Below are 22,158 nucleotides of genomic sequence, written 5' to 3' on the forward strand. Positions count from 1 at the left end.
TACCGCGGCATTGTCCCGGCCGCGCGGGTGGCATGGCGTGCCACAATACTGCACCGTCCAGTCCGCTTATGTTCAGCCGGCTGGCCCGATTCTGCCCTGTCGAAAAAACGTTAATGGTGCCCATGTCGGCTTCCGCCTCCAGCTTGGTGCAGTTGTCCAACGTCCGCATCGACCGGAGCGGGCGCACGATCCTGCGCGATGTATCGCTGCAGGTTCCGCAGGGCAGCATCACCGCCGTGCTCGGCCCGTCCGGCAGCGGCAAGTCCACCCTGCTGGCCGCGCTTACCGGTGAACTGCGCCCGGTGTCCGGGCAGGTCACCTTGTTCGGCAAGCCCATTCCGCAGGGCAGCGCCGAACTGCTGGAGATGCGCCGCAGCGTGGGCGTGCTGTTGCAGGGCAATGGCCTGCTGACCGACCTGACCGTTGCCGAGAACGTCGCCCTGCCCCTGCGCGCCCACACCCGCCTGCCGGCGCCGGTGCTGCGCCGGCTGGTGCAGATGAAGCTGCACGCGGTGGGCCTGCTGGCCGCCGCCGATGCCTGGCCGCGCGAGCTGTCCGGCGGCATGGCGCGGCGCGTGGCGCTGGCCCGCGCACTGGCTCTGGACCCGCCGCTGATGATCTACGACGAGCCGCTGACCGGGCTGGACCCGATCGCCTCGGGGGTGATCATGAGCCTGATCCAGCGCCTGAACCATAGCCTGGGGCTGACCAGCATCATCGTCAGCCACCACGTGCACGAGACCCTGCCGATCTGCGACCAGGTCATCGCCATCGCCAATGGCGGGGTGGTGTTCCAGGGCAGCCCCGAAGCGCTGCAGACCAGCCAGGACCCGCTGCTGCGGCAGTTCCTGCACGGCCAGCCCGACGGCCCCATTCCCTTTGACGCTGCGCCGCGGGCGAGGGTCGCCTGATGCCGTTCGTGCAAGCCACCCGTTCGCTGGGCCGCGCCGGTCTGTTCTCGCTTACCGTGCTGCGCGGTTCGCTGCCCACCCGTGATTTCCTGGCCGAGCTGACCCGCGAGATCTACAAGATCGGCGCGCGCTCGCTGCCGATCATCGCCGTCGGCGGTGCCTTCGTCGGCCTGGTGCTGACCCTGCAGGGCTACCGCACGCTGACCACCTTCGGTGCAGCCGACGCGCTGTCCACCCTGCTGGGCCTGTCGCTGTACCGCGAGCTGGCGCCGGTGCTGACCGCGCTGCTGTTCATCGGCCGCGCCGGCAGTTCCATCGCCGCCGAGCTGGGCCTGATGCGCGCCACCGACCAGATCAAGGCGCTGGAACTGATGGCCATCGACCCGGTGGCCAAGGCCGTGGCCCCGCGCTTCTGGGCGGCGGTGCTGACCGTGCCGTTGCTGACCGGCGTGTTCTGTTCGCTGGCCATCAGCGCCAGCTACTTCGAGGCCGTGCATGTGCTGGGCCTGGACAACGGCGTGTTCTGGTCGGCGCTGCGCAACAGCGTGGACTTCTGGGACGACTTCGGCGTGGCAATGCTGAAGTCGGCCATCTTCGGTGGTACCGCCGCGCTGGTGGCCTCGTATGTGGGCTTCCACGCCGAACCGACCATCGAAGGCACCTCGGTGGCGACCACCCGTGCGGTGGTGAACGCCTCGCTGCTGGTGCTGATGTTCAACTTCGTGCTGTCGGCAATGCTGTTCACGTAACCCTTTCCACCGGCGGTGCGCAGGGCGCGCTGCCACCCAGAGACGATCAGGTATTCCACATGGCCATCCGCGGTCCCAGACTTGAATTCTCCGTCGGCGCATTCCTGCTGCTGGCCCTGGCTTCGCTCATGGTGCTGGCCGTTGCCTCCACCAACCAGCGTTGGAGCTGGGGCAGCCAGGGCTACGAGCTGAAGGCACGCTTCTCGCAGGTCGGCCAGCTGCGCAAGCAGGCACCGGTGAAGATCGGCGGCGTAACCGTCGGCCAGGTGGCCGCCATCGATCTAGACCCGGTGAAGTTCGAGTCGATCGTGACCCTGCGCATGGACAGCAAGATCAAGGACCTGCCGGCGGACACCTCGGCCGGCATCTTCACCAGCGGCCTGCTGGGCGAAAGCTACATCGGCCTGCAGCCGGGCGGCGATCCGGACGTGCTCAAGGCCGGTGACGAGATTGTCTTCACCCAGCCGGCGGTCGATCTGATCCAGCTGGTGGGCAAGTACATGTTCAGTGGCGGCGCCGGTGGCGGCGCCGACCCGAAATCCAACGAGAGCGCCCCCGCGCCTGCAACGGAACCGCAACCATGAAGACGAAACTGATCCCGGCCCTGCTCGCTTCCTCGCTGCTGCTGGCCAGCCCGCTGCTCGCCCAGGCACAGCAGTCCACCGCACCGGCCGTGGCCGCGCCGCAGGGCCAGGCCGGCAAGGTGGTCATTGATGCCAGCACCCGCATCCTGAACACCCTGCAGCAGCGCCGCAGCGAGTTCAGCAGCAACCCGGCCAGCCTGCGCAGCTACATCGACAGCGAGCTCAACCGCACCTTCGACCGCGACTACGCCGCGCGCCTGGTGCTGGGCACGCACGCCCGCGGCGCCTCGGACGCCGACATCAAGCTGTTCGCCGATGCCATGGCCGACAGCCTGATGCAGCGCTACGGCTCGACCCTGCTGAACATCCAGGGCAAGCCCAGCTTCCGCCTGAAGGGCGAAAGCCCGCTGCCGGGCAACCGCGGCGTGCGCGTGGCCACCGAACTGGTGCGCGCCGGTGCCGAGGGCACCCCGGTGGAGTACTGGATGCGCAATGTGGGCGGCCAGTGGAAGATCTTCGACGTGAACATCGAAGGCATCTCCTACGTGCAGACCTTCCGTAACCAGTTCGACGCGCCGCTGCGCCAGAAGGGCATCAAGCAGGTGGCCAGCGAACTGCGCAGCGGCAGCATGCAGGCCGGGCCGGCGGGCAATGGCAAGTAAGCCGCTGGCGCTGCTGGAAGGCGACACCCTGCGCCTGCGCGGGGTGTTGGACCGCGCCGCGGTCATTGCCCTCTGGCCGCAGCTGCAGGCGCTGCCGGCCAAGCTGGCACGGCTGGAACTGGGCGACGTGGAACGCGTGGACAGCGCCGGTCTGGCGCTGCTGGCCGAACTGGCCGCACGTGCACGCGCACAGGGCCATACCCTGGCCATCGCCGGCGCCCCGGCCGGCTACAACGAACTGAGCGCGGCCTACCGGCTGTCGCCCACCCTGGATTTCACCGCACCTTCTGCTGCGAGCTGACATGAACGTCGTACGCGCCATCTCCCTTCTTCTTGTTGCCGCCGCGCTGAGCGCGTGCGCCGGCAAGCCCGCGCGCAGCGACGCGCCCGTGGCCGACACCGTGGTGCCGGCCGCCGCCAGCGAACCGGTGGCCAGCGATGCCGTGCCGGCGACCGACGTGGCACCGACCACTGACGGTACGACCGCCGCGACCGCGACCGCCGCGACCGCAGCCACGCCGCCGGCCGACCAGGCGGGCAGCACTGGCAACACCACCGCCGCGGCCGGCGACGATGACGACTTCGATGCGCTGTATGGCAGCAATGCCGCCACCGCCGATGCCTCGGCCTACGACCCGTGGGAGCCGCTGAACCGCAAGGTGCACGCGTTCAACAATGCGGTTGATCGTGGCGTCGCGCGCCCGCTGGCCACCGCCTACACCCACGTGGTGCCGCGCTTCGCCCGTACCGGCGTCAGCAACTTCTTCAGCAACCTGCGTTCGCCGCTGACCATCACCAACCAGCTGCTGCAGGGCCGACCGGGTGATGCCTGGGACACCCTGGGCCGCTTCCTGATGAACAGCACGCTGGGTATCGGTGGCCTGTTCGATCCGGCCAGCAAGGCCATGGTCCCGCGTCGCAATGAAGACTTCGGGCAGACTCTGGGCGCCTGGGGCTGGCGCCGTTCGCGTTACGTGGAACTGCCGTTCTTCGGCCCGCGCACCGTGCGCGATGTGTTCGGCCTGGCCGGTGACATTCCGCTGTCGCCCATCCGCACCATCGAGGAAGACAAGGTGCGCATCGGCCTGCAGGGCCTGCAGCTGGTGGACACCCGCGCACAGCTGATGGCGCTGGACGATATCCGCGACAGCGCGGTGGACGAGTACGCGCTGACCCGCGATGCCTGGCTGCAGCGCCGCAACTACCAGATCGAGAACGATCTGCGAGGCAAGCGCGAGCGTGGCAGCGACGATGCCAATTCGCCCATTCCGGTCGATGCCATGCCGATGCCGCAGTGGAGCAACTGATCGCTGCGACCGGCGCATGAAAAAACCCCGCCTTGGCGGGGTTTTTTTCTGGCTGCTGCACTGGGGTCAGAGCCCTTTCCGGTGGAAAGGGATCCGACCCCGGCGGGGTCAGGCGGCCAGGGCGGCCTCGACCGCTTCGCGCAGGCGCGCATCATCGGCAGCCACGTCCGGTGCGAAGCGGGCGATGACCTTGCCGTCGCGGCCGATCAGGAACTTCTCGAAGTTCCACAGCACCGCCGGCGCCGGCAGGGTGGGAATGTCCTTGCCGGTCAGCAGCTCGCGCAGCGGACCTTCGCCGATGGCCTGCGGCTGGACGGAGGTCAGCTGCTGGTACAGCGGGTGGATGTCCTCGCCGGCCACGCTGATCTTGGCGAACATCGGGAAGCTGACGTTGTAGGTCAGCTGGCAGAACTGCTGGATCTCGGCTTCACTGCCCGGCTCCTGGCCGAGGAAGTTGTTGGCCGGGAAGCCCAGCACTTCCAGACCCTGCGCCTGCTTGTCGGCGTACAGCGCCTGCAGGCCTTCGTACTGCTTGGTCAGGCCGCACTTGGAGGCCACGTTCACCAGCAGCAGTACCTTGCCGTTGTAGTCGGCCAGCGAGGACGGCTGGCCGTCGATGGTGGTGAGGGAAATGTCCTGGATCGGGGTGCTCACGCGGGTGCTCCGGCAATGGCGGGAAAGGTGTGCCAGCATAGCGCCGCGCGCGTGCTGCGGGCGCTCAATCCACGCAGATCGTGCCCTGTGCCTTGCCCGCTTCGATGCGCTGGCGGCAACCGAAGTTCTGGCTGACATCGCGCTGGCAGGTACCCGTGGCGACCACGCCTGCCTCGGTTTCGCCGGTGGCCAGGCACTGGCCGCTGCAGTCCTGCTTGCCGCTGCAGGTCTTGCCCGCATCGGCATAGGGAATCACGCACTGCACGCGCTGCAGGCGGCCCAGCGGCTGCAGGGTGCCGCCGGCAGCGCGGCAGTCAACATCGCGCGCTTCCTGGTAGGCCTGGCTGGCTTCAGCGGTGTCGGCCGCGGCCGGCTGTGCCGCCGCATCGGTCGCCGGCGGCGTACTGCTGCAGGCGGCCAGCAGCACGCCCAGGACAAGGCTGGCAAGGAAACGAAGGCGCATGGTCGGACCTGCTGGCGGTAATCGAGGCCGCCAGCATACGCACCACGCGGTGCAAACGGTGTGTCAGCCCTGCCCGGCGTCGTCGGCTTCGGGTGCTTCGTCTGCGGCCAGGCCATCGGGCAACAGCTGTCGGCTCTGTTCGGCCGGCAGCGATTCCACCTCGCGCAGCTTGCGCGCGATCGCCCGCGTGCGCACGCCGGTCTGGTCGATCTGCTTGCTGGCTTGGTCCAGCTTGGCCTTCACGTTGTCCAGCACATCACCGAACTTGCCGAACTCGGTCTTCACCGCGCCCAGCAGGCTCCACACCTCGCTGGAGCGCTTTTCGATGGCCAGGGTGCGGAAGCCCATCTGCAGACTGTTGAGCAGCGCGGTGACCGTGGTCGGCCCCGCCACCACCACGCGATGGTCGCGCTGCAGCAGGTCCACCAGCCCGGGGCGGCGGATCACTTCGGCGTACAGGCCTTCGGTGGGCAGGAACATCACCGCGAAATCGGTGGTGTGCGGCGGCACGATGTATTTCTCGCAGATGGACTTGGCCTGGATCTTCACCGCCCGTTCCAACTGTGCGCCCTGCACGCGCACCAGTTCGGCGTCGCCCTGCTCCTGTGCATCCAGCAGGCGTTCGTAATCCTCGCGCGGGAACTTGGAATCGATCGGCAGCCACACTGGTGCATCGTCGGCGGCGCGGCCGGGCAGGCGCACCGCGATATCGACCATCTCGCCACTGTCCGGACGCACCTTCACTGCGCGTGCGTACTGCTCCTGGATCAGCGTCTGTTCCAGGATGTTCTCCAGCTGCACTTCGCCCCAGCTGCCGCGCGTCTTCACGTTGGTCAGCACACGCTTCAGGTCGCCCACGCCGGTGGCCAGCTGCTGCATCTCGCCCAGGCCGCGCTGCACCTGTTCCAGGCGCTCCGACACCAGCTTGAACGACTGCCCCAGGCGGGTTTCTAGGGTGGACTGCAGCTTCTCGTCCACCGTCACCCGCATCTGTTCCAGCTTCTGCGCGTTGTCGGTCTGCAGCGCGCGCAGCTGCTCTTCCAGGGTGGCGCGCATTTCGGCAATGCGCTGCTCGTTGCGCTGGGTCAGTTCCTGCAGGCGCAGGCCCAGGCTTTCGGTCAGCCGCTGCTGCGACTGCGCACCTTCTTCGCGGCCCTTGCGCGCATCGTCCACCAGGGTCTGGCGCAGCGCGCCCAGCTGGGTATCGGTGCGCGTGGTCAGTTCCTGCAGCTGCTGGCCGAAGGCATGGATGCGCGCTTCCTGTTGCTGGCCGAACACCTCCAGCTGCGCGCGCAGCTCCTGCAGGCGCTGGCCGAGCAGCGCGCCGCTGCGCTGCTGACTGTCGGCCGCTTCGGCGCGCGCCTTGCGGGCGTCTTCGCCCAGCGCTTCGCGCAGCAGGTCCAGGCGCTGGTCGGTGCGGGTCGAGAGATCGGTCAGCGCGCGGGCGAAGCCATCGAGCTGCTCACGCAGTTCGCTGCGGCCACTGCGGGCCTCTTCGCGCACGGCCTGTTCCAGGCGGTCATGGGGGGGCCGGCGCAGCAGGGCGACCAGCTGCAGGACAAGGATGGCCAGCAGGAGGCTGCCAACGATGAGGAATTCAGTTTGCATGCCACCAGTGTAGGCTGGCCCCGTCTCAAACGCTGCGCCTGACCATGCTGGAACTGTACGGAAAGCCGACCTCGATCAACGTGCGCAAGGTGCTGTGGCTGGCGGCCGTGCTGGGCCAGCCGCTGCGGCACCACGTGGCCCCGGCGGCCGAGCTGCTGCGCGGGCTGAACCCCAACGTGCAGGTGCCGGTGCTGCGCGAGGGTGACTTCGTGCTGTGGGAATCCAACAGCATCTGCCGCTACCTGGCCGTACGTGCCGGGCGCGATGATCTGCTGCCGATGCAACCGCAGGCGCGGGCGCGGGTGGAACAGTGGATGGATTGGCAGGCCACCGATCTGAACACGGCGTGGCGCGCGGTGTTCATGGCCCGCGTGCGTGGCCATGCCGACTACCCGGACGATGCGCGGGCGGAGGCCAGCCTGGTGCAGTGGAACGGGCTGATGGCGATGCTGGATGCGCAACTGGCGCAGCATGCCCACGTGGCCGGAGATGCCTTCACCCTGGCCGACATCGTGCTGGGGTTGTCGACCCAGCGCTGGCGTTGCACGCCGGGCGACAAGCCAGCGCTGGCGAATGTCGCCGCCTGGTTCGAGCGCCTGCGGCAGCAGCCGGGGTTTGCCCAGCACGTCGACAACGGCGTGGCCTGAGAGGTGGGTGTTTTTGCAGGGCTTGCAGCCCTGCACCTGCTGCAGAAGAAGCAACAGCAACAGCGGGCATTCCGTGGGATGGCGGGGTGGGTCCGGTTGCGGGGGACGCCGTAAACCCATCCCTGGGGGCTTAGCCGCGCCATCCATGGCGCGGATACCCCCGCAACCGGACCCACCCCGCCTTCGACAGACTTCCGCGATCTGTCGGAACGGCACGGGGTCGGATCCCGTTGCATCGCAACGGGCTCTGACCCCGGTTCTGCTCTTGATCTTGATTTTCTTTTTTCTTTTCCGTGGCTGACCGCGCACGGCAACTGTCAGAGGCCGGGCGGGTTGGGTTCGCGGGACCGCAGGCGCCATGGATGGCGCCTACGAGCCTACAAGGACGTACTTGCGGCGTGTCCCGCGAACCCAACCCGCCCGACCAAGCGCATGACCCGCTTTCCGCGACCAACCCACCGCCACGAGGGGCTCAGCCGTTGGCCGGAACCCTCACCAGCCTTCCAGCACGATCTTGCCCTTGGCGCGGTGGCTTTCCAGCACTGCGTGCGCGCGGCGCAGGTTGGCCGCGTTGATGCGCCCGAAGTGCTCGCCCAGCGTGGTCTGCAGCACGCCGGCATCGATCAGTTCGGCCACCCGGTTCAACAGATCGTGCTGCTTCTGCATGTCCGCCGTCTTGAACAGCGGGCGGGTGAACATCAGTTCCCAGTGCAGCGACAGCGCCTTGCGCTTGAGCGCCATCACGTCCAGTTGGCCCGGGTCATCAATAAGCCCCAGCTGGCCCTGCGGTGCCAGCACCTCCACGATCTGCGCGTAGTGCTGGTCGGTGTGGGTCAGGCTGGCCACGTGTTCCACCTGGGGGATGCCCAGCCGGGCCAGTCCTTCTGCCAGCGGCAGACTGTGGTCGATCACGTGGTGGGCGCCCATGGCATACACCCAGTCCTGGGTATCGGGGCGCGAGGCGGTACCGACCACCGTCAGCCGGGTCAGCTGGCGTGCCAGCTGCACCAGGATCGAGCCGACGCCGCCAGCGGCGCCGATCACCAGCAGGGTCTGCCCTTCACCACCGCCCTCGGCAATGCGCAGGCGGTCGAACAGCAGCTCCCAGGCGGTGATCGCGGTCAGCGGCAAGGCTGCCGCCGCGGCATCGTCCAGCGTGGCGGGCTTGCGGCCGACACTGCGCTCGTCCACCAACTGGTATTCGGCATTGCTGCCAGGGCGGTCGATCACGCCGGCGTAGTAGACCGCGTCGCCCGGCTGGAACAGGGTCACCTCGCTGCCCACCGCGTCGACCACGCCTACCGCGTCCCAGCCCAGCACGCGTGGGGTTTCGGTGGCCGCGCCGCGGCGGACCTTGGTGTCGACCGGGTTCACCGCCACCGCGCGTACGGCCACGCGCAGATCGCGCGGGCCGGGCTGGGGCAGGTCCAGGTCGATATCGACCAAGGCCTGGGGGTCATCGATGGGCAGGCCGGCGTGGGTATAGGCAATGGCGCGCATGGGGCGGTCCAACGGGGAAGGAAGGCACAGCGTGCGCCGCGCACAGTCCCTGGGAAAGGCGCAGAATCAGTCAGGACTTTCACTCTGGTAATGAAAATGATCCGCTTCGACGACCTGCAGCTGTTCGTCCGCACCGCCGCGCTGGGCAGCTTCTCGCAGGCCGCGCGCGAAGCCGATCTGCTGCCTGGCCAGGTGGCCGCCGCGGTGGCGCGGCTGGAACGCGAGCTGGACCTGCGCCTGTTCGTGCGCACCACCCGCAGCCTGCGCCTGACCGCCGAAGGTGCGCTGTACCTGCCCTATGCGCAGGAGGTGCTGGCCACCCTGCGCGAGGGCCAGGCACGGGTGCAGGGCGACGCGGCCGAACTGCACGGCACCCTGCAGCTGTCGGCGCCGTCGGATTTCGGCCGCAACCTGCTGCTGCCGTGGCTGGCGACCTTCCGCGCCGCACATCCCAAGCTGCGCCTGCACCTGCGACTGTCCGACGAGGTTGCCGACGTGTTCCGCGACCCAGTGGACGTGGCGATACGCCTGGGCCAGTTCGACGATGCCAACTACGTGGCCCTGCCCCTGCTGGAGGGCAACCGCCGCGTGCTGGCCGCATCACCGGTGTATCTGCAGCGGCGCGGTGTGCCGGCGCGGCTGGAGGATCTGCGCGAGCACGACTGCCTGGCCTACCAGCTCGGCGGACGCACCTACGACCGCTGGGCCTTCGAGGTGGACGGGCGGCGGGTGGTGGTGCCGGTGCGCGGTCCACTGGTCTGTGACGACGCCGACGTGGTGCGGCGCTGGGCGGTGGCGGGTGAAGGCATCACCTACAAATCCTGGCTGGACCTGCGCCAGGACGTGCTGGAGGGCCGTCTGCAGGTGCTGCTGGGCGGCGTGGGCAGCCACATTCCGCTGCAGCTGGTCTGCCCGCACCGCAAGCAGTTCTCGCCGGCGGTGCGGCAACTGCACGCGCAGCTGCGCCAGCACCTGCAACCGCTGCTGTCCGGCCTGCCCGCTGGCGACGGCGTGCCCCTGTCCGCGACCACCGTGGTGGCCGACAATGGCGTCCCCCCGCAACAACAATGAGCCATGCCATGCCGTGGATGGGCATCCAGGACCTGTGGACGTTCCTGCTCGCCGTACTGGTGTTCCTTGCCCTGCCCGGGCCCGGTACCTTCACCCTGCTCACGGCCACCGGCCGTGGTGGCGTGCGTGGCGGCTACACCGCCCTGGCCGGCCTGCTGGTGGGCGACCAGATCCTGATGTGGCTGGCCCTGGCCGGCGTGGCCGCGCTGCTGAAAGCCAACCCGCTGGTGTTCCACGCCGTTCAGTACCTGGGCGCGGCCTACCTGGTGTGGGTGGGCATCAGCCTGCTGCGCACGCCGAAGCCTGACGGCAGCGATGGCGGCCCGATCCGCATGCAGCCCGGTCGCTACTTCCAGCAGGCGATCCTGGTCAGTCTGCTCAACCCGAAGGCGATCCTGTTCTACATGGCGTTCCTGCCGCTGTTCATCGATCCCACCGCGCACCACGGCATCGCCACGTTCGCGGCGCTGGCCGGCATCATCTTCGTGGTCAGCGTGGCCTACTGCTCGCTGCTGATCGGTGCGGGCAACCTGGCGCGGCGGCGGTTGATCCAGCACCCGCGGGTGAGTACGGCGCTGCGCCGGGTGGCCGGCCTGTTCCTGGTCGGCTTCGGTATCCGCCTGGGGTTGAACGGGTAAGACAGCCCGGTAGAGTCGAGCTTGCTCGACTGATTCGCGCTCTTCGTAGAGTCGAGCTTGCTCGACTGATTTTCCGTGCCAGGCGAGCAAGCTCGACTCTACGACTCCTTCAGTCGAGCAAGCTCGACGCTACGGTGCCAGGTCGATGCCGCCGCGCTGCGGGTCGACCACCGGCGCGGCGCCCGCCGCAGTCAGCTGCGCCAGCACCGTTTCAAAGCCGTGTTCGCGACCGAAGGCATGTTCATCCAGGGTCAGCGGCAGCAGCTGCAGGAAGTCGAAACGGCCAGAGGGCAGCTGCTGTGGACCGGGGAAATGCGGCGAGGGAATGAACACCATCGCCTGCAGTTCGCTCTGGGCACGATCCACCGGCATGCCCAGCTTCAACCGATGCCACGGCGCCAGCGGCCCGCCCGGCATGCGCGAATGGCACAGCAGCAGCTGGTAGGCGGTGAACCAGCGCAGGGTGGTCAGTGCCCACGGCGCTTCGTCGCGCGTTTCCAGCAGCAGTTCGACACCAAAGCCCGAATCGCCGTCCTCGTGCGCACCTTCCCAGGCGTTGGACAGGCCCGAGCTGACATACACCCAGTGCCGGCGCTCGCCATGTGGGGGGCAGGCGAATACGCCCACGTGCAGCCAGCGCGGATCGATGTCCTCCTGCTGGAACACCCCGTGCAGCAGGTCCATGTCGAGCGGGTAGATGCCCGGGCCGGTGTTGCCGAAGTGCTGCTTGTACAGGGTCTCTTCGCGGATTTCCCAGCTGCGTTCGAGCAGGGTGTCGTCGTCCATGGGGGGCATCGTGCGTCCTTGGCGGTTGCGGGCGGGGCGGCAGGATAGCGCGGCCCCGCCCGTCGTTTCAGCGGTCCACCGTGGCCAGCACGGCCTGCGGGTAGCGTTCCCCGGCCGCCGCATGCAGCGGGAACACCGCATCCAGTCGTGCCAGCACGTCCGCGCCCAGCTGCACCTGCAGCGCGCCCAAGTTTTCCTGCAGCCGTGGCAGGCGCGTGGTGCCCGGAATCGGCACCAGGTGCGGACCTTGCGCCAGTACCCAGGCCAGGGCCAGCTGTGCCGGAGTGATCTCCAGCTCGGCGGCCAGCGCCTGCACCTGCGACACCAGCGCCAAGTTGCGGGCGAAGTTGTCGCCCTGGAAGCGCGGCGAACTGCGGCGGTAGTCGTCGGCCTCGAAATCATCCGCGCTGCGGATGGCACCGGTCAGGAAACCCCGGCCCAGCGGCGAATACGGCACGAAGCCGATGCCCAGTTCGGCGGTGGTGGCCAGCACCCCGTTCTGTTCCGGTTCGCGCGACCACAGCGAGTACTCGCTCTGCACTGCGGTGATCGGGTGCACCGCGTGGGCGCGGCGGATCGTGGCTGCCGAGGCCTCGGACAGGCCCAGCCAGCGCACCTTGCCCTGTTCCACCAGCCGCGCCATCGCACCGACGGTGTCTTCGATCGGCACCGCCGGGTCGACGCGGTGCTGGTAGTACAGGTCGATGTGGTCCACGCCCAGCCGGCGCAGGCTGTCCTCGCAGGCGGCCTGCACGTATTCCGGGCGGCCGTCGACGCCGCGTGCCTGCGGGTTGCCCGGGTCCAGCTTCAGGCCGAACTTGCTGGCCAGAAACACCTCGTTGCGGCGCCCGGCGATGGCGCGGCCGAGCAGGCGTTCATTGCTGTGCGGGCCGTACACATCGGCGGTGTCGAGCAGGGTGACGCCACGGTCCAGCGCCTGCTGGATCAGGGCGATGGCCTCGTCTTCGCTGCTGCGGCCGCCGTAGAAGGCGCTCATGCCCATGCAGCCCAGGCCCAAGGCAGACACGGTGGGGCCGGCGGGGCCGAGGGTGCGCGTGGTCATCGGTGTGGGGTTCATCGGGAAGTCTCCGGGTGGAAGTGGTCAGGCGCGCGGCTGCAGGCGGGTGCCGCCGCTCATCAACATGCGTGGCAGCGGCATCTGCAGGAAGTCGTGCGGGAAGGACGGGGCGACGGCGCTGATCGCGTCCAGTCGGGCGATGACGTCGGCCGGCAGCTGCAGGTCCAGCGCGTCCAGGTTGTGCTCGAGCTGGGCCAGGGTGCGGGCGCCGACAATGGGCAGGGCACCGGCTGCGGGGCGCTGCAGCAGCCAGGCCAGGGCGACCTGGGCGGGGGAGTGCGACAGGTCCTGGGCAATCTGCCTGACTTCATCGGCGATCTGCAGCGAACGTGGGGTCAACGCGCCGTTGATCAGGGCGACCTTGCGGCGTGAGCCCCCCGGCGTGGCGTCCAGCGTCTCGGGCGGTGGCAGATCGGCGGCGCTGTACTTGCCGGTCAGCACACCGCTGCCCAGCGGCGACCAGGCCACCACGCCCAGACCCAGCGCCTGCGCCATCGGCAGCAGTTCGTGTTCCACGCTGCGCTGGATCAGGCTGTACTCGATCTGCAACGCCACCAACGGGGCCCAACCACGCAGGTCGGCCAGGGTCTGCATGCGCGCGATCTGCCAGGCCGGTGTATCGGAAATGCCGGCGTAGAGCACCTTGCCACTGCGGACCAGGTCGTCGAAGCCGCGCATCACCTCGTCCACGCCAGTGGTGTCGTCCCAGGCGTGCAGGTACAGCACGTCCAGATAGTCGGTACCGAGCCGGCGCAGGCTGTCCTCCACCGAGCGCAGCATGCTCTTGCGGTGGTTGCCGGCGTTGTTGGGGTCGCCCGGCACGGTGGCCAGGGTGTACTTGCTGGCAATCACCAGGCGGTCGCGCCGGCCCTGGGCGAAACGGCCGAGCAGGGTTTCGGCGCTGCCATTGGTGTAGTTGTTGGCCGTATCGACGAAATTGCCGCCACGTTCGACGTAGGCGTCGAAGATGCGACGGGCCTCGGCTTCATCCGCGCCCCAGCCCCAGTCGGCGCCGAAGGTCATCATGCCCAGGGCCATCGGGCTGACCCGCAGGCCGGAGCGGCCCAGCAGGCGGTAGTGGTCGAGCGACATTGCAGGTCTCCATCACGCAGGCGGTACATCCGCCGGGGAAGCCAGCTTCCTCCTGTCGATCATGTGGATAAACTGCGTACAACCGGACTCACCTTGAAGGAAGGCTTCACAATGGACGCCTCTGCGCCGCTTACCGCCGTGGTCGCCTTCGTCCACGTAGCCGACCATGCCAGTTTCACCCGCGCTGCCGACGCCCTGGGGGTGTCGACCTCGGCGCTGTCGCAGAGCGTGCGCGCGCTGGAAGCACGGATGGGCGTGCGCCTGCTGCAGCGGACCACGCGGCGGGTGGGCCTGACCGAACACGGCGCACGCTTCCTGCAGCGCGTGCGCGGCGGCCTGGAGCAGATCGACCAGGCCTTCGCCGAGCTGGACAGCGCGCGCTCGGTGCCGGCCGGGCGGCTGCGGGTGACCTTGCCGCGCATCGTCGCCGATCGCATGGTGCTGCCGCGGCTGCCCGATTTCCTCGCCCGCTACCCGCAGGTGCAGGTGGAACTGTGCGTGGACCCGGCGCTGACCGATCTGGTGGCCGAGGGCTTCGACGCCGGCATCCGCCTGGGCGAATCGCTGGCGCAGGGGATGATTGCCGTGCCAGTTGGACCGCCCGAGCGACAGGTGGTGGTGGCCACGCCGACCTACTTCGAACGCCATGGCGTGCCACAGACCCCGCACGACCTGCAGGACCATGCCTGCATCGTGCACCGGCTGGCCAACGGCCGGTTGATGCCCTGGGAATTCAGCCGCCAGGGCCACGACCTGGAGGTGGAGGTGGCCGGCAGGCTGGTGTTCAACGATGCCGGTGTCGCCCATCGCGCCGTGCTGGATGGTCTGGGCATGGCCCAGGGCTTCGCCTCGCTGGTGGCCGACGACATTGCCGCCGGCCGCCTGCGCAGCGTGCTGCAGGACTGGCAGCCGCCATTCCCCGGCTTCCACCTGTACTACCCGGCGCGCGAACAGATGGCGCCGAAGCTGCGGGTGTTCATCGACCACCTGCGCGCGGGAATGGATGACCGGTAGCGTCGGGCATGCCCGGCGTGACCGGGTGACCGTTTATGCCGATTCCGTCACCCTGATCGGGCCACAGCGGGCGAGATGGCGGGTATGACCCCCGTCAGTGGTAATGCTGCGCTGCGTTGGGTCACACTCGGGAACTTGTCGTTCCAAGTCATCCCCTTCCGAGGCCTGCATGTCCCTGCTCCGGCGCAAGTCCCTAGATTCCGTCACCGACCATGAAGCCGGCCGGCGGCTGGTCCCGACCCTCAGCTGGCCGCACCTGATCGCCCTGGGCATCGGCGCCATTGTCGGCACCGGCATCTACACGCTCATCGGCGTGGGCGCCAACCTGGCAGGTCCGGCGGTGCTGATTTCCTTCGCCATCGCCGGTGCGGTCTGCGCTTGTGCGGCGCTGTCCTATGCCGAGCTGTCCACGATGATGCCGGCCGCCGGCAGCGCCTATACTTACAGCTACAGCGCGCTGGGCGAAGTGTTCGCCTGGGTGGTGGGCTGGAGCCTGATCCTGGAGTACTCGCTGGTGGTGAGTACCGTGGCGGTGGGCTGGTCGGGGTATTTCGTCGGCTTCCTGCAGTGGGTGCACACCCAGTTCGGCATCGACATCACCCTGCCCGCGGCGCTGGCCGCCGGACCGCACGTGGCCGGCGGCGTCATCAACCTGCCGGCCATCGTCATCACCTGGCTGGTGGCGCTGATGCTGATGGCCGGCACCAAGGAAAGCGCCACCCTCAACGCGATCCTGGTGGTGTTCAAGCTGATCGCGCTGGCGGTGTTCGTGGCCGTGGCCCTGCCCGCCTTCGACAGCAGCAACCTGCAGCCGTTCATGCCGCACGGCTTCGCCAAATCCATGGGCCCGGACGGGGTGGAGCGCGGCGTGATGGCGGCAGCGGCCATCATCTTCTTCGCGTTCTATGGCTTCGATGCCATTTCCACCGCGGCCGAAGAAACCAAGAACCCAGCGCGCGACCTGTCGATCGGCATCATCGGTTCGATGGTCGGCTGCACCATCGTGTACGTGCTGGTGGCGCTGGCCGCCGTGGGCGCGATGAGCTATGCGGTGTTCGGCCAGAGTGCCGAGCCGCTGGCATTGATCATGCGTGAACTCGGCAGCCCCAAGGCCGCCATGTTCATCGGCGTGGTCGCCATCATCGCCCTGCCCACCGTGCTGCTGGCCTTCCTGTATGGCCAGAGCCGCATCTTCTTCGTGATGAGCCGCGATGGCCTGCTGCCGCGCCGCCTGTCCAAGGTCAGCGCGCGCACCGGTACGCCGGTGGCCACCACGCTGTTCACCGCCGTGGTGGTGTCGGCGCTGGCCGGTGTGGCGCGCCTGGACGAGATTGCGGCGCTGGCCAACGCCGGCACCCTGGCCGCGTTCACCGCCGTGGGCATCTGCCTGGTGGTGCTGCGCGTGCGCGAACCCAACCGCGAGCGCAGCTTCCGCACGCCGCTGGCGTTCGTGGTGGGTCCGCTGGCCGCACTGGGCTGCATCTACCTGTTCATCAGCCTGCCGCACACCACCCAGCTGTATTTCCTGCTGTGGAACGTGGTCGGCCTGGTGCTGTACTTCGTGTACAGCCGCCGCAATGCGCTGATCGCGCGCTGATCCGCGTCGCCGGGCATGGCCCGGCGCTACCGGAACAATGAGGTAGCGCCGGGCCATGCCCGGCGATCACGCGGTCCCGATCAGGTCTCGGCGTAGGCCTGCGCCTGGCGCATCACCCGCAGCAGGTTGCCGCCCCAGATGTCGGCAATCTGCTGCTCGGTGTAGCCCTTGCGCAGCAGCCAGGCGGTGATCTTCGGCAGCTGGCTGACATCGGGCAGGTCGCTCAGGCCGCCACCGCCATCCCAGTCCAGGCCGATGCCCACGTGCTCCGGGCCGACCACCTTCAGGATGTGCTCGAAGTGGGCGAAAAAGTCGTCCAGGCTGGCGTGGCGTACCGGATGTTCGTGGTCCAGCGCCTGCTCGGCCTGCTGCAGGGCGACGCCCTGGGCGATGGTCATGCCTTCCCAGCCACCCATCTGCCTGCTCAGCGCTTCTTCGGCCTGCTTGCGTTCGGGCGTCTTGCCGGTATCGATCAGATAGCCGCCGTAGGCGTTCACCTGGATTACTCCGCCGGCCTTGGCCAGCTTGCGCAGGCGCGCGTCGTCGAGATTGCGCGGGTGGTTGTAGACCGCCTTGGCCGAACTGTGCGACAGCACGAACGGCACCGGCATCATTGCCAGCAGATCGTCGAACACGGCATCTGAGGCGTGCGACTGGTCGATGACGATGCCCAGCTTCACCGCCGCGCGCACCAGATCCTTGCCGGCCGGGCTCAGGCCCTTCCACTCCGGCCCCTTGGGATCGGTGGCCGAGTCGGCGAATTCATTGTTGGCGAAATGCACGGTGCTGAGCAGGCGCAGGCCGGCGCGGTGGTAGAAGCTCAGCAGCGTGGGGTCGGCCACCAGCGGGCTGGCGTTTTCCATGCTGATGTAGACCACGCGCTTGCCTTCGGCCTTGATCCGCGCGGCATCATCGGCCCTCAGCGCCAGCGCGAAGCGCTCGGGGTTGGCGGCCAGCATCTGCCGGATCTCCAGCAGGCGCTGCAGGCCATGGTCGCGCTCGGCCAGGTGGGCGGCAGCGCTACGGTCGCCCTGGTCGGTGTAGATGGCCCAGAAGCCGCCATCCAGTGCGCCGTCCACCATGCGCGGGTAATCCACCTGCGAGAGCGCGTTGTGGTCGTGGCGCTGCTCGATGTCGAAGCCGCTGCGGCCGAAGTTGGCCGGCGTATCCAGGTGGCTGTCCAGGGTCAGCAGACGCTGCTGCAGGGCCTTGGCACGGGCCAGCTCCTGCGCGCTGAATTCGATGGCGTGGGCGGACAGCGGCGCACTCAGCGCCAGGGCAAGCAGCAGGGACAGGCGACGCAACGACGGCATGGGCATCCACCGGCAATGGGAAGAGCACGACCATAGCGCCGCGGCGGCCACCACCGGTAGTGCCAAGCGACCGCGCGCACTCCATTACACTCGGCAGCAGCCGCTATCGACAGCGGCAGCCCACCACGCTGCGCCACCGCTGAAACGGAATTCCGATGTCCCATCCCGTGCCGCCACCGCTTCCCACCGTACAGCCTGCGCCTGACAGCGCGCCGCTCAGCGTCGAGCAGCTCAAGCGCGATGTGCTGCCGGCCTTGTTCCTCGGGCGCATCGACATCGGCCGCTACGGGCCGGCCGACCTGGCCAGTGCCAGTGCGGAGCCGGCGTGGCAGGAAGGCAGTGCGCATGCGCTGGCCAGGGCACTGGCCGATCTGGTCAGCCGCCTTTCCGAACACGACCCCAATGCACTGTTGGAACGCGCCAGCTGGTGGGACCGGTTCACCGGTGCCGATATCGAACGGCAGCTGCGCCGGCGCATCGCGATGGGCGGCAACGGTGACGTGCTGTCCGAGGTCGAGCACCAGGCCGCTGCGGTGCGCAGCAGCGTGGACCGTTTGAATGCACAGTTGGATGCACACGACGAACAGGGGGCGCGCCTGCAGATCTACATCGATGCAGGCGTGCAGTTCCTGCAGGAACTGCCGGCCGACAGCGGCACCAGCGACGATCCGCTGGTGCTGGACCGCCCCGTGGAACGCCTGCAGCGGCGGGTGGCGAACCTGACCGCGCTGCTGGCCAGCCATTCGATGAGCCGCATCCAGGTGCAGCTGGCGCGCAACCACGCCATTGAACTGCTCGACCGCTACTGCGAAACCGTGCAGATCCTGCTGCCGATCTGGCGGCAGACCATCCAGGCCCTGCAGAACAGCGACAACGCCAGCCCGCAGATGGTGGCGCGTGCGGCACAAGCACAGGACCAGCTGAAACAGGCCTTGCAGCAGCTGCTGCGCACCTCCGGAGCACCGGCATGACGTCTTCCAGGACCGATCCACTGCAGGTGCCAGCAGCGTTGCAGCCGCGGGTCGAAGCCATTCCCGGCCTGCGCGCGCTGTACCGCCGGGGTTCGTTCGCGCGCACCCTGGGTCTGGCGTGTTTCGCGGTGCTGCCGGCCACGGGGCTGCTGTCCATCATGCTGCTGCAGGGCCTGACCGGCAGTCCGCCGTCGGCGCACGTTCCCGCCGGCTACGGCAATGTGCCTTCCACGCTCGCCCTGCTGGCATTGGCTAACCTGAGCATCGTGGGCGGCCTGCTGGTCTGGATGGGGTTCGGCCTGCGCAGGGTGCTGCTCAACCGCGGCGTGCGCCACTTCACCTTCTCGTTCGTGATCGGTGGCTCGGTGCTGGTGGCCCTGCTGGTGGGCAACGGCTTCGTCAGCCCTGACTTCAGCCGGTCTGAGGCCGGCGATGGCAGCAAGCTCGACAGCACTCAGCTGCCCGCGCTCATCGACAGCCCGGGATTCGCCGCGCTCAGCCCGCAATGGCAGGGCTACCTGCAGGCGCAGCGTTCGCTGGCACGCGCCTCCGCGCCCCTGAACGACACCGGCCTGGCCATCGCCCGCGGCGAGGATATCGGCATCGCCGTGCCCGCGGTGATCCGTGCGCGCTTCGAAGCCAAGGCCAAGCTTCCCTATTCGGCAGGCAGCCAGGCGTGGCAACGCGACCACTGGCTGCGCAACGGTGTGCAGCATGTGGTTGGCCTGGCGATCGCCTGGTCACTGCTGCTGCTGATCGTCGCCGGCATCGGCCTGACCACGCTGGGGTACCACGTGCGCGGCCGGGCGCGGGTGATCAATGGCCTGCTGCAGCAGTTGCAGGGGCCGTCGGCAGCGGGTGTGGCACATGTCGCGTCGAGCCATGCTCGACTGAACTGATCAACACCTGTCGCGTCGAGCGCGGCTCGACGCGACAGGTCGGAGTCAGTCGACCACGCGGCAGAACACGGCCTTCAGGTAGCGCGATTCCTGCACGTGCGCCATGAACGGATGGTCCGGACCGGCGCCGGCCACCTTCAGGATCTGGATCGTGCGGCCGGAGAAGTACGCCGCGCGGCGCAGCATGTCCAGGAACTGGTCCTCGGCCACCAGGCCGGTGCAGGAGAACGTGGCGAACAGGCCGCCCGGCTTCACCACGCCCAGCGCCAGCTTGTTCATGTCCAGGTACTTCTTCAGCGCAGTGATCACCTGGTCGCGGTCGCGGGTCATCTTTGCCGGGTCCAGGATCACCACGTCGTACTGCTCGCCGCGGTTGGCGGCATCGCGCAGCCACGGGAAGATGTCGGACTGGACGAACTTCGGGCGCACGTTGTTCAGGCGCGAATTGCCCTTGGCGATCTGGATCACGTCTTCATCGATATCGATGCCGACCACTTCCGACGCACCACGCGCGGCCGCGTACACGGCGAAGCCACCGGTGTTGCAGCACAGGTCCAGCACGCGCTTGCCTTCCACCTGCTGGCTCAGCCACTCGCGGTTCTCGCGCTGGTCGGCGAAGAAGCCGGTCTTGTGCGCACCGGCCGGGTCGGCACGGAACTTGATGCCGTACTCGGTGATCACCGACGCTTCGGTGGTGGTGTTGCCGTGGAAGTCGAAGCTTTCCTGCTTCTGCACGTGTTCGTCGGCGAAGCTGTGGAAACGGCAGCCCGGGAACTGTTCGCGCAGCGCGTCGTAGATCCACTCGCGGTGGCGGAACATGCCGGCGGCGAAGAATTCGACCACCACCAGGTCGCCGTAGCGGTCGACCACCAGGCCGGACAGGCCGTCGCCTTCGCTGTGCACCACGCGCCAGGCGTCGGACACCGTGTCGAGCTTCAGCACCTCACGGCGCAGCGACACCGCCTGGGCGATCTTGCGCGAGAACCAGCCGGCATCCACCGGCACGTTCTGATCGATTTCGAGAATGCGCACGGCAATGCGCGAGTGCCCGTTGTAGAACCCGCGGCCGATGAATTCGCCATCAATGCCGACCACGTCGACGATGGAACCGGGCTTGGGGCGGACGGTCGGCTTTTCGACCAGCTTCTGGAAGATCCACGGGTGGCTGGAACGCCACGCATTCTTCAGGCGGACAACGGGCAGGGGGGTATTCATCCGCCTATTGTAAACCGGCAGCCGGGGGTCGGATCCCCAACGGGGCTCCGACCCCATTCCGCCTTGGTAGGTGCCAACCTTGGTTGGCACGCTGGTCGGGGTCAGAGCCCCTGCGGGGATCTGACCCCGGCTGGCCGCCCCATTTGACGGCGGGCCGGCCAGGCCGCAGAATCGGCGCCAGAAGGGGAGTAGCTCCCAGACGTTGTCGCCGTCAATTCGAGCCCGCAGGCTCCGGTGCAACGGCAATCCCACCCGCGTGGGGTTGCGAGCGAGACCTTCGCCGTACTGGCGAAGCTCTGTCCCTGGATCCCCCTCCCGATCCTCCGTTGCAGATCCTCGCCGTACGGCCTGGCATTCATCTTTCCAACGGATATTCCCAATGCAGACGATCGGTAATGTGTGGATGTGGGGCGGCTTCGTGGCGGTGGTGATCATCGCCCTGCTGGTCGACCTGGTGTTGATGCGTCACGGCGGCCCGCACAAGGTCACCTTCAAGGAAGCCCTGTGGTGGTCCATCGGCTGGGTCGCCCTGGCCCTGCTGTTCAACGCGGGCCTGTGGTTCTACCTCAGTGAAACCGCCGGCCAGGTGGTGGCCAACAAGGTGGGCCTGGAGTTCCTGACCGGCTACCTGGTCGAAAAGGCCCTGGCGGTGGACAACATCTTTGTCTTCCTGATGATCATGAGCTACTTCGCGGTGCCGGAGGAACAGCGCCAGAAGGTGCTGATCATCGGCATCCTGGGTGCGATCGTGCTGCGTACGATCATGATCTTCGCCGGCAGCGTGCTGATCAGCCAGTTCCATTGGCTGCTCTACGTGTTCGGCGCCTTCCTGCTGTTCACCGGCTGGAAGATGTGGTTCGCCGCCGGCCAGGAACCGGATCTGGAAACCAACCCGGCGCTGCGCTGGATGCGCAAGCACCTGCGCCTGCTGCCGGGCTATGAAGGCAATGCGCTGAGCGTGAAGCGCGATGGCGTGCGCTGGTTCACCCCGCTGTTCGCGGTGCTGATCCTGATCGCGGTGACCGACGTGATCTTCGCCGTGGACAGCATCCCGGCCATCTTCGCCATCACCACCGACCCGTTCATCGTGCTCACCTCCAACGTGTTCGCGGTGCTGGGCCTGCGCGCCATGTTCTTCCTGCTGGCCGGCATGGCTGACCGCTTCCACCTGCTGCCGTACGGTCTGGCGCTGGTGCTGGGCTTCATCGGCATCAAGATGATGATCATCGACCTGTTCAAGATCCCCACCCCGGTGTCGCTGGGCGTGGTGGCGGTGATCATCGCTGCGACCGTGGTGCTCAGCCTGAAGTACCCGCCGAAGGAAGGCACCGGCGCGGCCTGATCCTGGCCGGGCCTGCAACACGGCCGGCGGGATTGTCCCGCCGGCCGCGCCCACTCT

At 68.1% G+C, this 22,158-nt stretch carries 23 protein-coding genes; 14 read left to right on the forward strand and 9 right to left on the reverse strand.

Annotation, left to right across the window (positions count from 1 at the left end; translation table 11 throughout):
* Positions 1–122: 122 nt before the first annotated feature.
* Genes C1930_RS19970 through C1930_RS19995 form a run of 6 tightly spaced genes read left to right on the forward strand, consistent with a single transcriptional unit; the run spans position 123 to position 4,213 of the window.
* On the forward strand, positions 123–911 hold the full coding sequence (locus C1930_RS19970) for an ABC transporter ATP-binding protein (protein WP_108757826.1): 789 nt from the start codon (positions 123–125) through the stop codon (positions 909–911).
* Complete coding sequence (locus tag C1930_RS19975; protein ID WP_108751406.1) at positions 911–1,660, forward strand: MlaE family lipid ABC transporter permease subunit; 750 nt, start codon at positions 911–913, stop codon at positions 1,658–1,660. Before C1930_RS19970 ends, C1930_RS19975 begins: the two co-directional genes overlap by 1 nt.
* A gap of 59 nt (positions 1,661–1,719) precedes the next feature.
* Complete coding sequence (gene mlaD / locus C1930_RS19980) at positions 1,720–2,244, forward strand: outer membrane lipid asymmetry maintenance protein MlaD (protein WP_108757579.1); 525 nt, start codon at positions 1,720–1,722, stop codon at positions 2,242–2,244.
* Positions 2,241–2,906, forward strand: a complete 666-nt coding sequence (locus C1930_RS19985; RefSeq protein ID WP_108754656.1) for an ABC transporter substrate-binding protein — start codon at positions 2,241–2,243, stop codon at positions 2,904–2,906. The genes mlaD and C1930_RS19985 overlap by 4 nt, the downstream gene beginning before the upstream one ends.
* Positions 2,896–3,207: an STAS domain-containing protein gene (locus tag C1930_RS19990; protein WP_108751409.1), complete on the forward strand. Its 312-nt coding sequence runs from the start codon at positions 2,896–2,898 to the stop codon at positions 3,205–3,207. The genes C1930_RS19985 and C1930_RS19990 overlap by 11 nt, the downstream gene beginning before the upstream one ends.
* A 1-nt stretch (position 3,208) precedes the next feature.
* A complete protein-coding gene (locus C1930_RS19995; protein WP_108772493.1) occupies positions 3,209–4,213 on the forward strand; it encodes a VacJ family lipoprotein in 1,005 nt (334 codons plus the stop codon).
* Between the two features lie 108 nt (positions 4,214–4,321).
* Here C1930_RS19995 and C1930_RS20000 read toward each other — a convergent pair whose 3' ends face one another.
* The 3 genes from C1930_RS20000 to rmuC all read right to left on the reverse strand — a co-directional run bounded on the left by C1930_RS20000 (position 4,322) and on the right by rmuC (position 6,938).
* Entirely contained in the window at positions 4,322–4,867 is a 546-nt protein-coding gene (locus C1930_RS20000; RefSeq protein WP_108772494.1) for a glutathione peroxidase, read from the reverse strand.
* A 64-nt stretch (positions 4,868–4,931) separates the two neighbouring features.
* Positions 4,932–5,330 carry a hypothetical protein gene (locus C1930_RS20005; RefSeq protein WP_108754659.1) on the reverse strand — a complete coding sequence of 133 codons (399 nt, stop codon included), beginning with the start codon at positions 5,328–5,330 and terminating at the stop codon, positions 4,932–4,934.
* A 63-nt stretch (positions 5,331–5,393) separates the two neighbouring features.
* The gene (rmuC, locus tag C1930_RS20010) at positions 5,394–6,938 is read right to left on the reverse strand and encodes a DNA recombination protein RmuC (RefSeq protein WP_108754660.1); all 1,545 of its coding nucleotides are present in this window, start codon (positions 6,936–6,938) and stop codon (positions 5,394–5,396) included.
* A gap of 44 nt (positions 6,939–6,982) precedes the next feature.
* Here rmuC and C1930_RS20015 point away from each other — a divergent pair, with 44 nt between their 5' ends.
* Positions 6,983–7,585 (forward strand): glutathione S-transferase N-terminal domain-containing protein, encoded by a 603-nt coding sequence (locus tag C1930_RS20015; protein WP_108772495.1) that lies wholly within the window; start codon positions 6,983–6,985, stop codon positions 7,583–7,585.
* A gap of 492 nt (positions 7,586–8,077) precedes the next feature.
* Here C1930_RS20015 and C1930_RS20020 read toward each other — a convergent pair whose 3' ends face one another.
* Positions 8,078–9,085, reverse strand: coding sequence for a zinc-binding alcohol dehydrogenase family protein (locus tag C1930_RS20020; RefSeq protein ID WP_108772496.1), 1,008 nt, complete (start codon positions 9,083–9,085; stop codon positions 8,078–8,080).
* 90 nt (positions 9,086–9,175) lie between these two features.
* On the opposite strand from C1930_RS20020, the gene C1930_RS20025 reads away from it, so the two are divergent.
* Positions 9,176–10,156 (forward strand): LysR family transcriptional regulator, encoded by a 981-nt coding sequence (locus C1930_RS20025; protein ID WP_108772497.1) that lies wholly within the window; start codon positions 9,176–9,178, stop codon positions 10,154–10,156.
* 8 nt (positions 10,157–10,164) lie between these two features.
* Positions 10,165–10,794: a leucine efflux protein LeuE gene (gene leuE / locus C1930_RS20030; protein WP_108757827.1), complete on the forward strand. Its 630-nt coding sequence runs from the start codon at positions 10,165–10,167 to the stop codon at positions 10,792–10,794.
* A 129-nt stretch (positions 10,795–10,923) separates the two neighbouring features.
* Here the strand turns inward: leuE and C1930_RS20035 are convergent, their stop codons facing one another.
* From C1930_RS20035 to C1930_RS20045, 3 genes are all read right to left on the reverse strand, one after another.
* A complete protein-coding gene (locus tag C1930_RS20035; protein ID WP_234412707.1) occupies positions 10,924–11,580 on the reverse strand; it encodes a suppressor of fused domain protein in 657 nt (218 codons plus the stop codon).
* Between the two features lie 67 nt (positions 11,581–11,647).
* Positions 11,648–12,643, reverse strand: coding sequence for an aldo/keto reductase (locus C1930_RS20040; protein WP_108772499.1), 996 nt, complete (start codon positions 12,641–12,643; stop codon positions 11,648–11,650).
* A gap of 39 nt (positions 12,644–12,682) precedes the next feature.
* Positions 12,683–13,750 carry an aldo/keto reductase gene (locus C1930_RS20045; protein WP_108772500.1) on the reverse strand — a complete coding sequence of 356 codons (1,068 nt, stop codon included), beginning with the start codon at positions 13,748–13,750 and terminating at the stop codon, positions 12,683–12,685.
* Positions 13,751–13,861: 111 nt separating this feature from the next.
* Here C1930_RS20045 and C1930_RS20050 point away from each other — a divergent pair, with 111 nt between their 5' ends.
* Together C1930_RS20050 and C1930_RS20055 are read left to right on the forward strand one after the other, a co-directional pair.
* Entirely contained in the window at positions 13,862–14,764 is a 903-nt protein-coding gene (locus C1930_RS20050) for a LysR family transcriptional regulator (protein WP_108757587.1), read from the forward strand.
* Between the two features lie 169 nt (positions 14,765–14,933).
* On the forward strand, positions 14,934–16,361 hold the full coding sequence (locus tag C1930_RS20055) for an amino acid permease (RefSeq protein ID WP_108757588.1): 1,428 nt from the start codon (positions 14,934–14,936) through the stop codon (positions 16,359–16,361).
* 80 nt (positions 16,362–16,441) lie between these two features.
* On the opposite strand, the gene C1930_RS20060 is transcribed toward C1930_RS20055, so the two are convergent.
* Positions 16,442–17,674, reverse strand: a complete 1,233-nt coding sequence (locus tag C1930_RS20060; RefSeq protein ID WP_108772501.1) for a dipeptidase — start codon at positions 17,672–17,674, stop codon at positions 16,442–16,444.
* A gap of 155 nt (positions 17,675–17,829) precedes the next feature.
* Here C1930_RS20060 and C1930_RS20065 point away from each other — a divergent pair, with 155 nt between their 5' ends.
* Both C1930_RS20065 and C1930_RS20070 read left to right on the forward strand, forming a co-directional pair.
* Positions 17,830–18,645, forward strand: a complete 816-nt coding sequence (locus C1930_RS20065) for a protein klaA (RefSeq protein WP_108757590.1) — start codon at positions 17,830–17,832, stop codon at positions 18,643–18,645.
* Positions 18,642–19,544, forward strand: coding sequence for a hypothetical protein (locus tag C1930_RS20070; protein WP_159093642.1), 903 nt, complete (start codon positions 18,642–18,644; stop codon positions 19,542–19,544). The genes C1930_RS20065 and C1930_RS20070 overlap by 4 nt, the downstream gene beginning before the upstream one ends.
* Before the next feature lie 45 nt (positions 19,545–19,589).
* Here the strand turns inward: C1930_RS20070 and C1930_RS20075 are convergent, their stop codons facing one another.
* Positions 19,590–20,759, reverse strand: coding sequence for a class I SAM-dependent rRNA methyltransferase (locus C1930_RS20075; RefSeq protein ID WP_108754671.1), 1,170 nt, complete (start codon positions 20,757–20,759; stop codon positions 19,590–19,592).
* A 379-nt stretch (positions 20,760–21,138) separates the two neighbouring features.
* Here C1930_RS20075 and C1930_RS20080 point away from each other — a divergent pair, with 379 nt between their 5' ends.
* A complete protein-coding gene (locus tag C1930_RS20080) occupies positions 21,139–22,101 on the forward strand; it encodes a TerC family protein (RefSeq protein WP_108751422.1) in 963 nt (320 codons plus the stop codon).
* Positions 22,102–22,158: the final 57 nt, after the last annotated feature.

Origin of the sequence: Stenotrophomonas sp. SAU14A_NAIMI4_8, from assembly GCF_003086695.1 — a bacterium.
Classification (GTDB): domain Bacteria; phylum Pseudomonadota; class Gammaproteobacteria; order Xanthomonadales; family Xanthomonadaceae; genus Stenotrophomonas.

What these genes read in the sequence shown, in the direction of transcription:
- C1930_RS19970 (WP_108757826.1), top strand. Translation starts at nt 123, where the DNA reads ATGTCGGCTTCCGCCTCCAGCTTGGTGCAGTTGTCCAACGTCCGCATC.
- C1930_RS19975 (WP_108751406.1), top strand. Translation starts at nt 911, where the DNA reads ATGCCGTTCGTGCAAGCCACCCGTTCGCTGGGCCGCGCCGGTCTGTTC.
- mlaD (WP_108757579.1), top strand. Translation starts at nt 1,720, where the DNA reads ATGGCCATCCGCGGTCCCAGACTTGAATTCTCCGTCGGCGCATTCCTG.
- C1930_RS19985 (WP_108754656.1), top strand. Translation starts at nt 2,241, where the DNA reads ATGAAGACGAAACTGATCCCGGCCCTGCTCGCTTCCTCGCTGCTGCTG.
- C1930_RS19990 (WP_108751409.1), top strand. Translation starts at nt 2,896, where the DNA reads ATGGCAAGTAAGCCGCTGGCGCTGCTGGAAGGCGACACCCTGCGCCTG.
- C1930_RS19995 (WP_108772493.1), top strand. Translation starts at nt 3,209, where the DNA reads ATGAACGTCGTACGCGCCATCTCCCTTCTTCTTGTTGCCGCCGCGCTG.
- C1930_RS20005 (WP_108754659.1), bottom strand. Translation starts at nt 5,330, where the DNA reads ATGCGCCTTCGTTTCCTTGCCAGCCTTGTCCTGGGCGTGCTGCTGGCC.
- rmuC (WP_108754660.1), bottom strand. Translation starts at nt 6,938, where the DNA reads ATGCAAACTGAATTCCTCATCGTTGGCAGCCTCCTGCTGGCCATCCTT.
- C1930_RS20015 (WP_108772495.1), top strand. Translation starts at nt 6,983, where the DNA reads ATGCTGGAACTGTACGGAAAGCCGACCTCGATCAACGTGCGCAAGGTG.
- C1930_RS20020 (WP_108772496.1), bottom strand. Translation starts at nt 9,085, where the DNA reads ATGCGCGCCATTGCCTATACCCACGCCGGCCTGCCCATCGATGACCCC.
- C1930_RS20025 (WP_108772497.1), top strand. Translation starts at nt 9,176, where the DNA reads ATGAAAATGATCCGCTTCGACGACCTGCAGCTGTTCGTCCGCACCGCC.
- leuE (WP_108757827.1), top strand. Translation starts at nt 10,165, where the DNA reads ATGCCGTGGATGGGCATCCAGGACCTGTGGACGTTCCTGCTCGCCGTA.
- C1930_RS20035 (WP_234412707.1), bottom strand. Translation starts at nt 11,580, where the DNA reads ATGGACGACGACACCCTGCTCGAACGCAGCTGGGAAATCCGCGAAGAG.
- C1930_RS20040 (WP_108772499.1), bottom strand. Translation starts at nt 12,643, where the DNA reads ATGACCACGCGCACCCTCGGCCCCGCCGGCCCCACCGTGTCTGCCTTG.
- C1930_RS20045 (WP_108772500.1), bottom strand. Translation starts at nt 13,750, where the DNA reads ATGTCGCTCGACCACTACCGCCTGCTGGGCCGCTCCGGCCTGCGGGTC.
- C1930_RS20050 (WP_108757587.1), top strand. Translation starts at nt 13,862, where the DNA reads ATGGACGCCTCTGCGCCGCTTACCGCCGTGGTCGCCTTCGTCCACGTA.
- C1930_RS20055 (WP_108757588.1), top strand. Translation starts at nt 14,934, where the DNA reads ATGTCCCTGCTCCGGCGCAAGTCCCTAGATTCCGTCACCGACCATGAA.
- C1930_RS20060 (WP_108772501.1), bottom strand. Translation starts at nt 17,674, where the DNA reads ATGCCGTCGTTGCGTCGCCTGTCCCTGCTGCTTGCCCTGGCGCTGAGT.
- C1930_RS20065 (WP_108757590.1), top strand. Translation starts at nt 17,830, where the DNA reads ATGTCCCATCCCGTGCCGCCACCGCTTCCCACCGTACAGCCTGCGCCT.
- C1930_RS20070 (WP_159093642.1), top strand. Translation starts at nt 18,642, where the DNA reads ATGACGTCTTCCAGGACCGATCCACTGCAGGTGCCAGCAGCGTTGCAG.
- C1930_RS20075 (WP_108754671.1), bottom strand. Translation starts at nt 20,759, where the DNA reads ATGAATACCCCCCTGCCCGTTGTCCGCCTGAAGAATGCGTGGCGTTCC.
- C1930_RS20080 (WP_108751422.1), top strand. Translation starts at nt 21,139, where the DNA reads ATGCAGACGATCGGTAATGTGTGGATGTGGGGCGGCTTCGTGGCGGTG.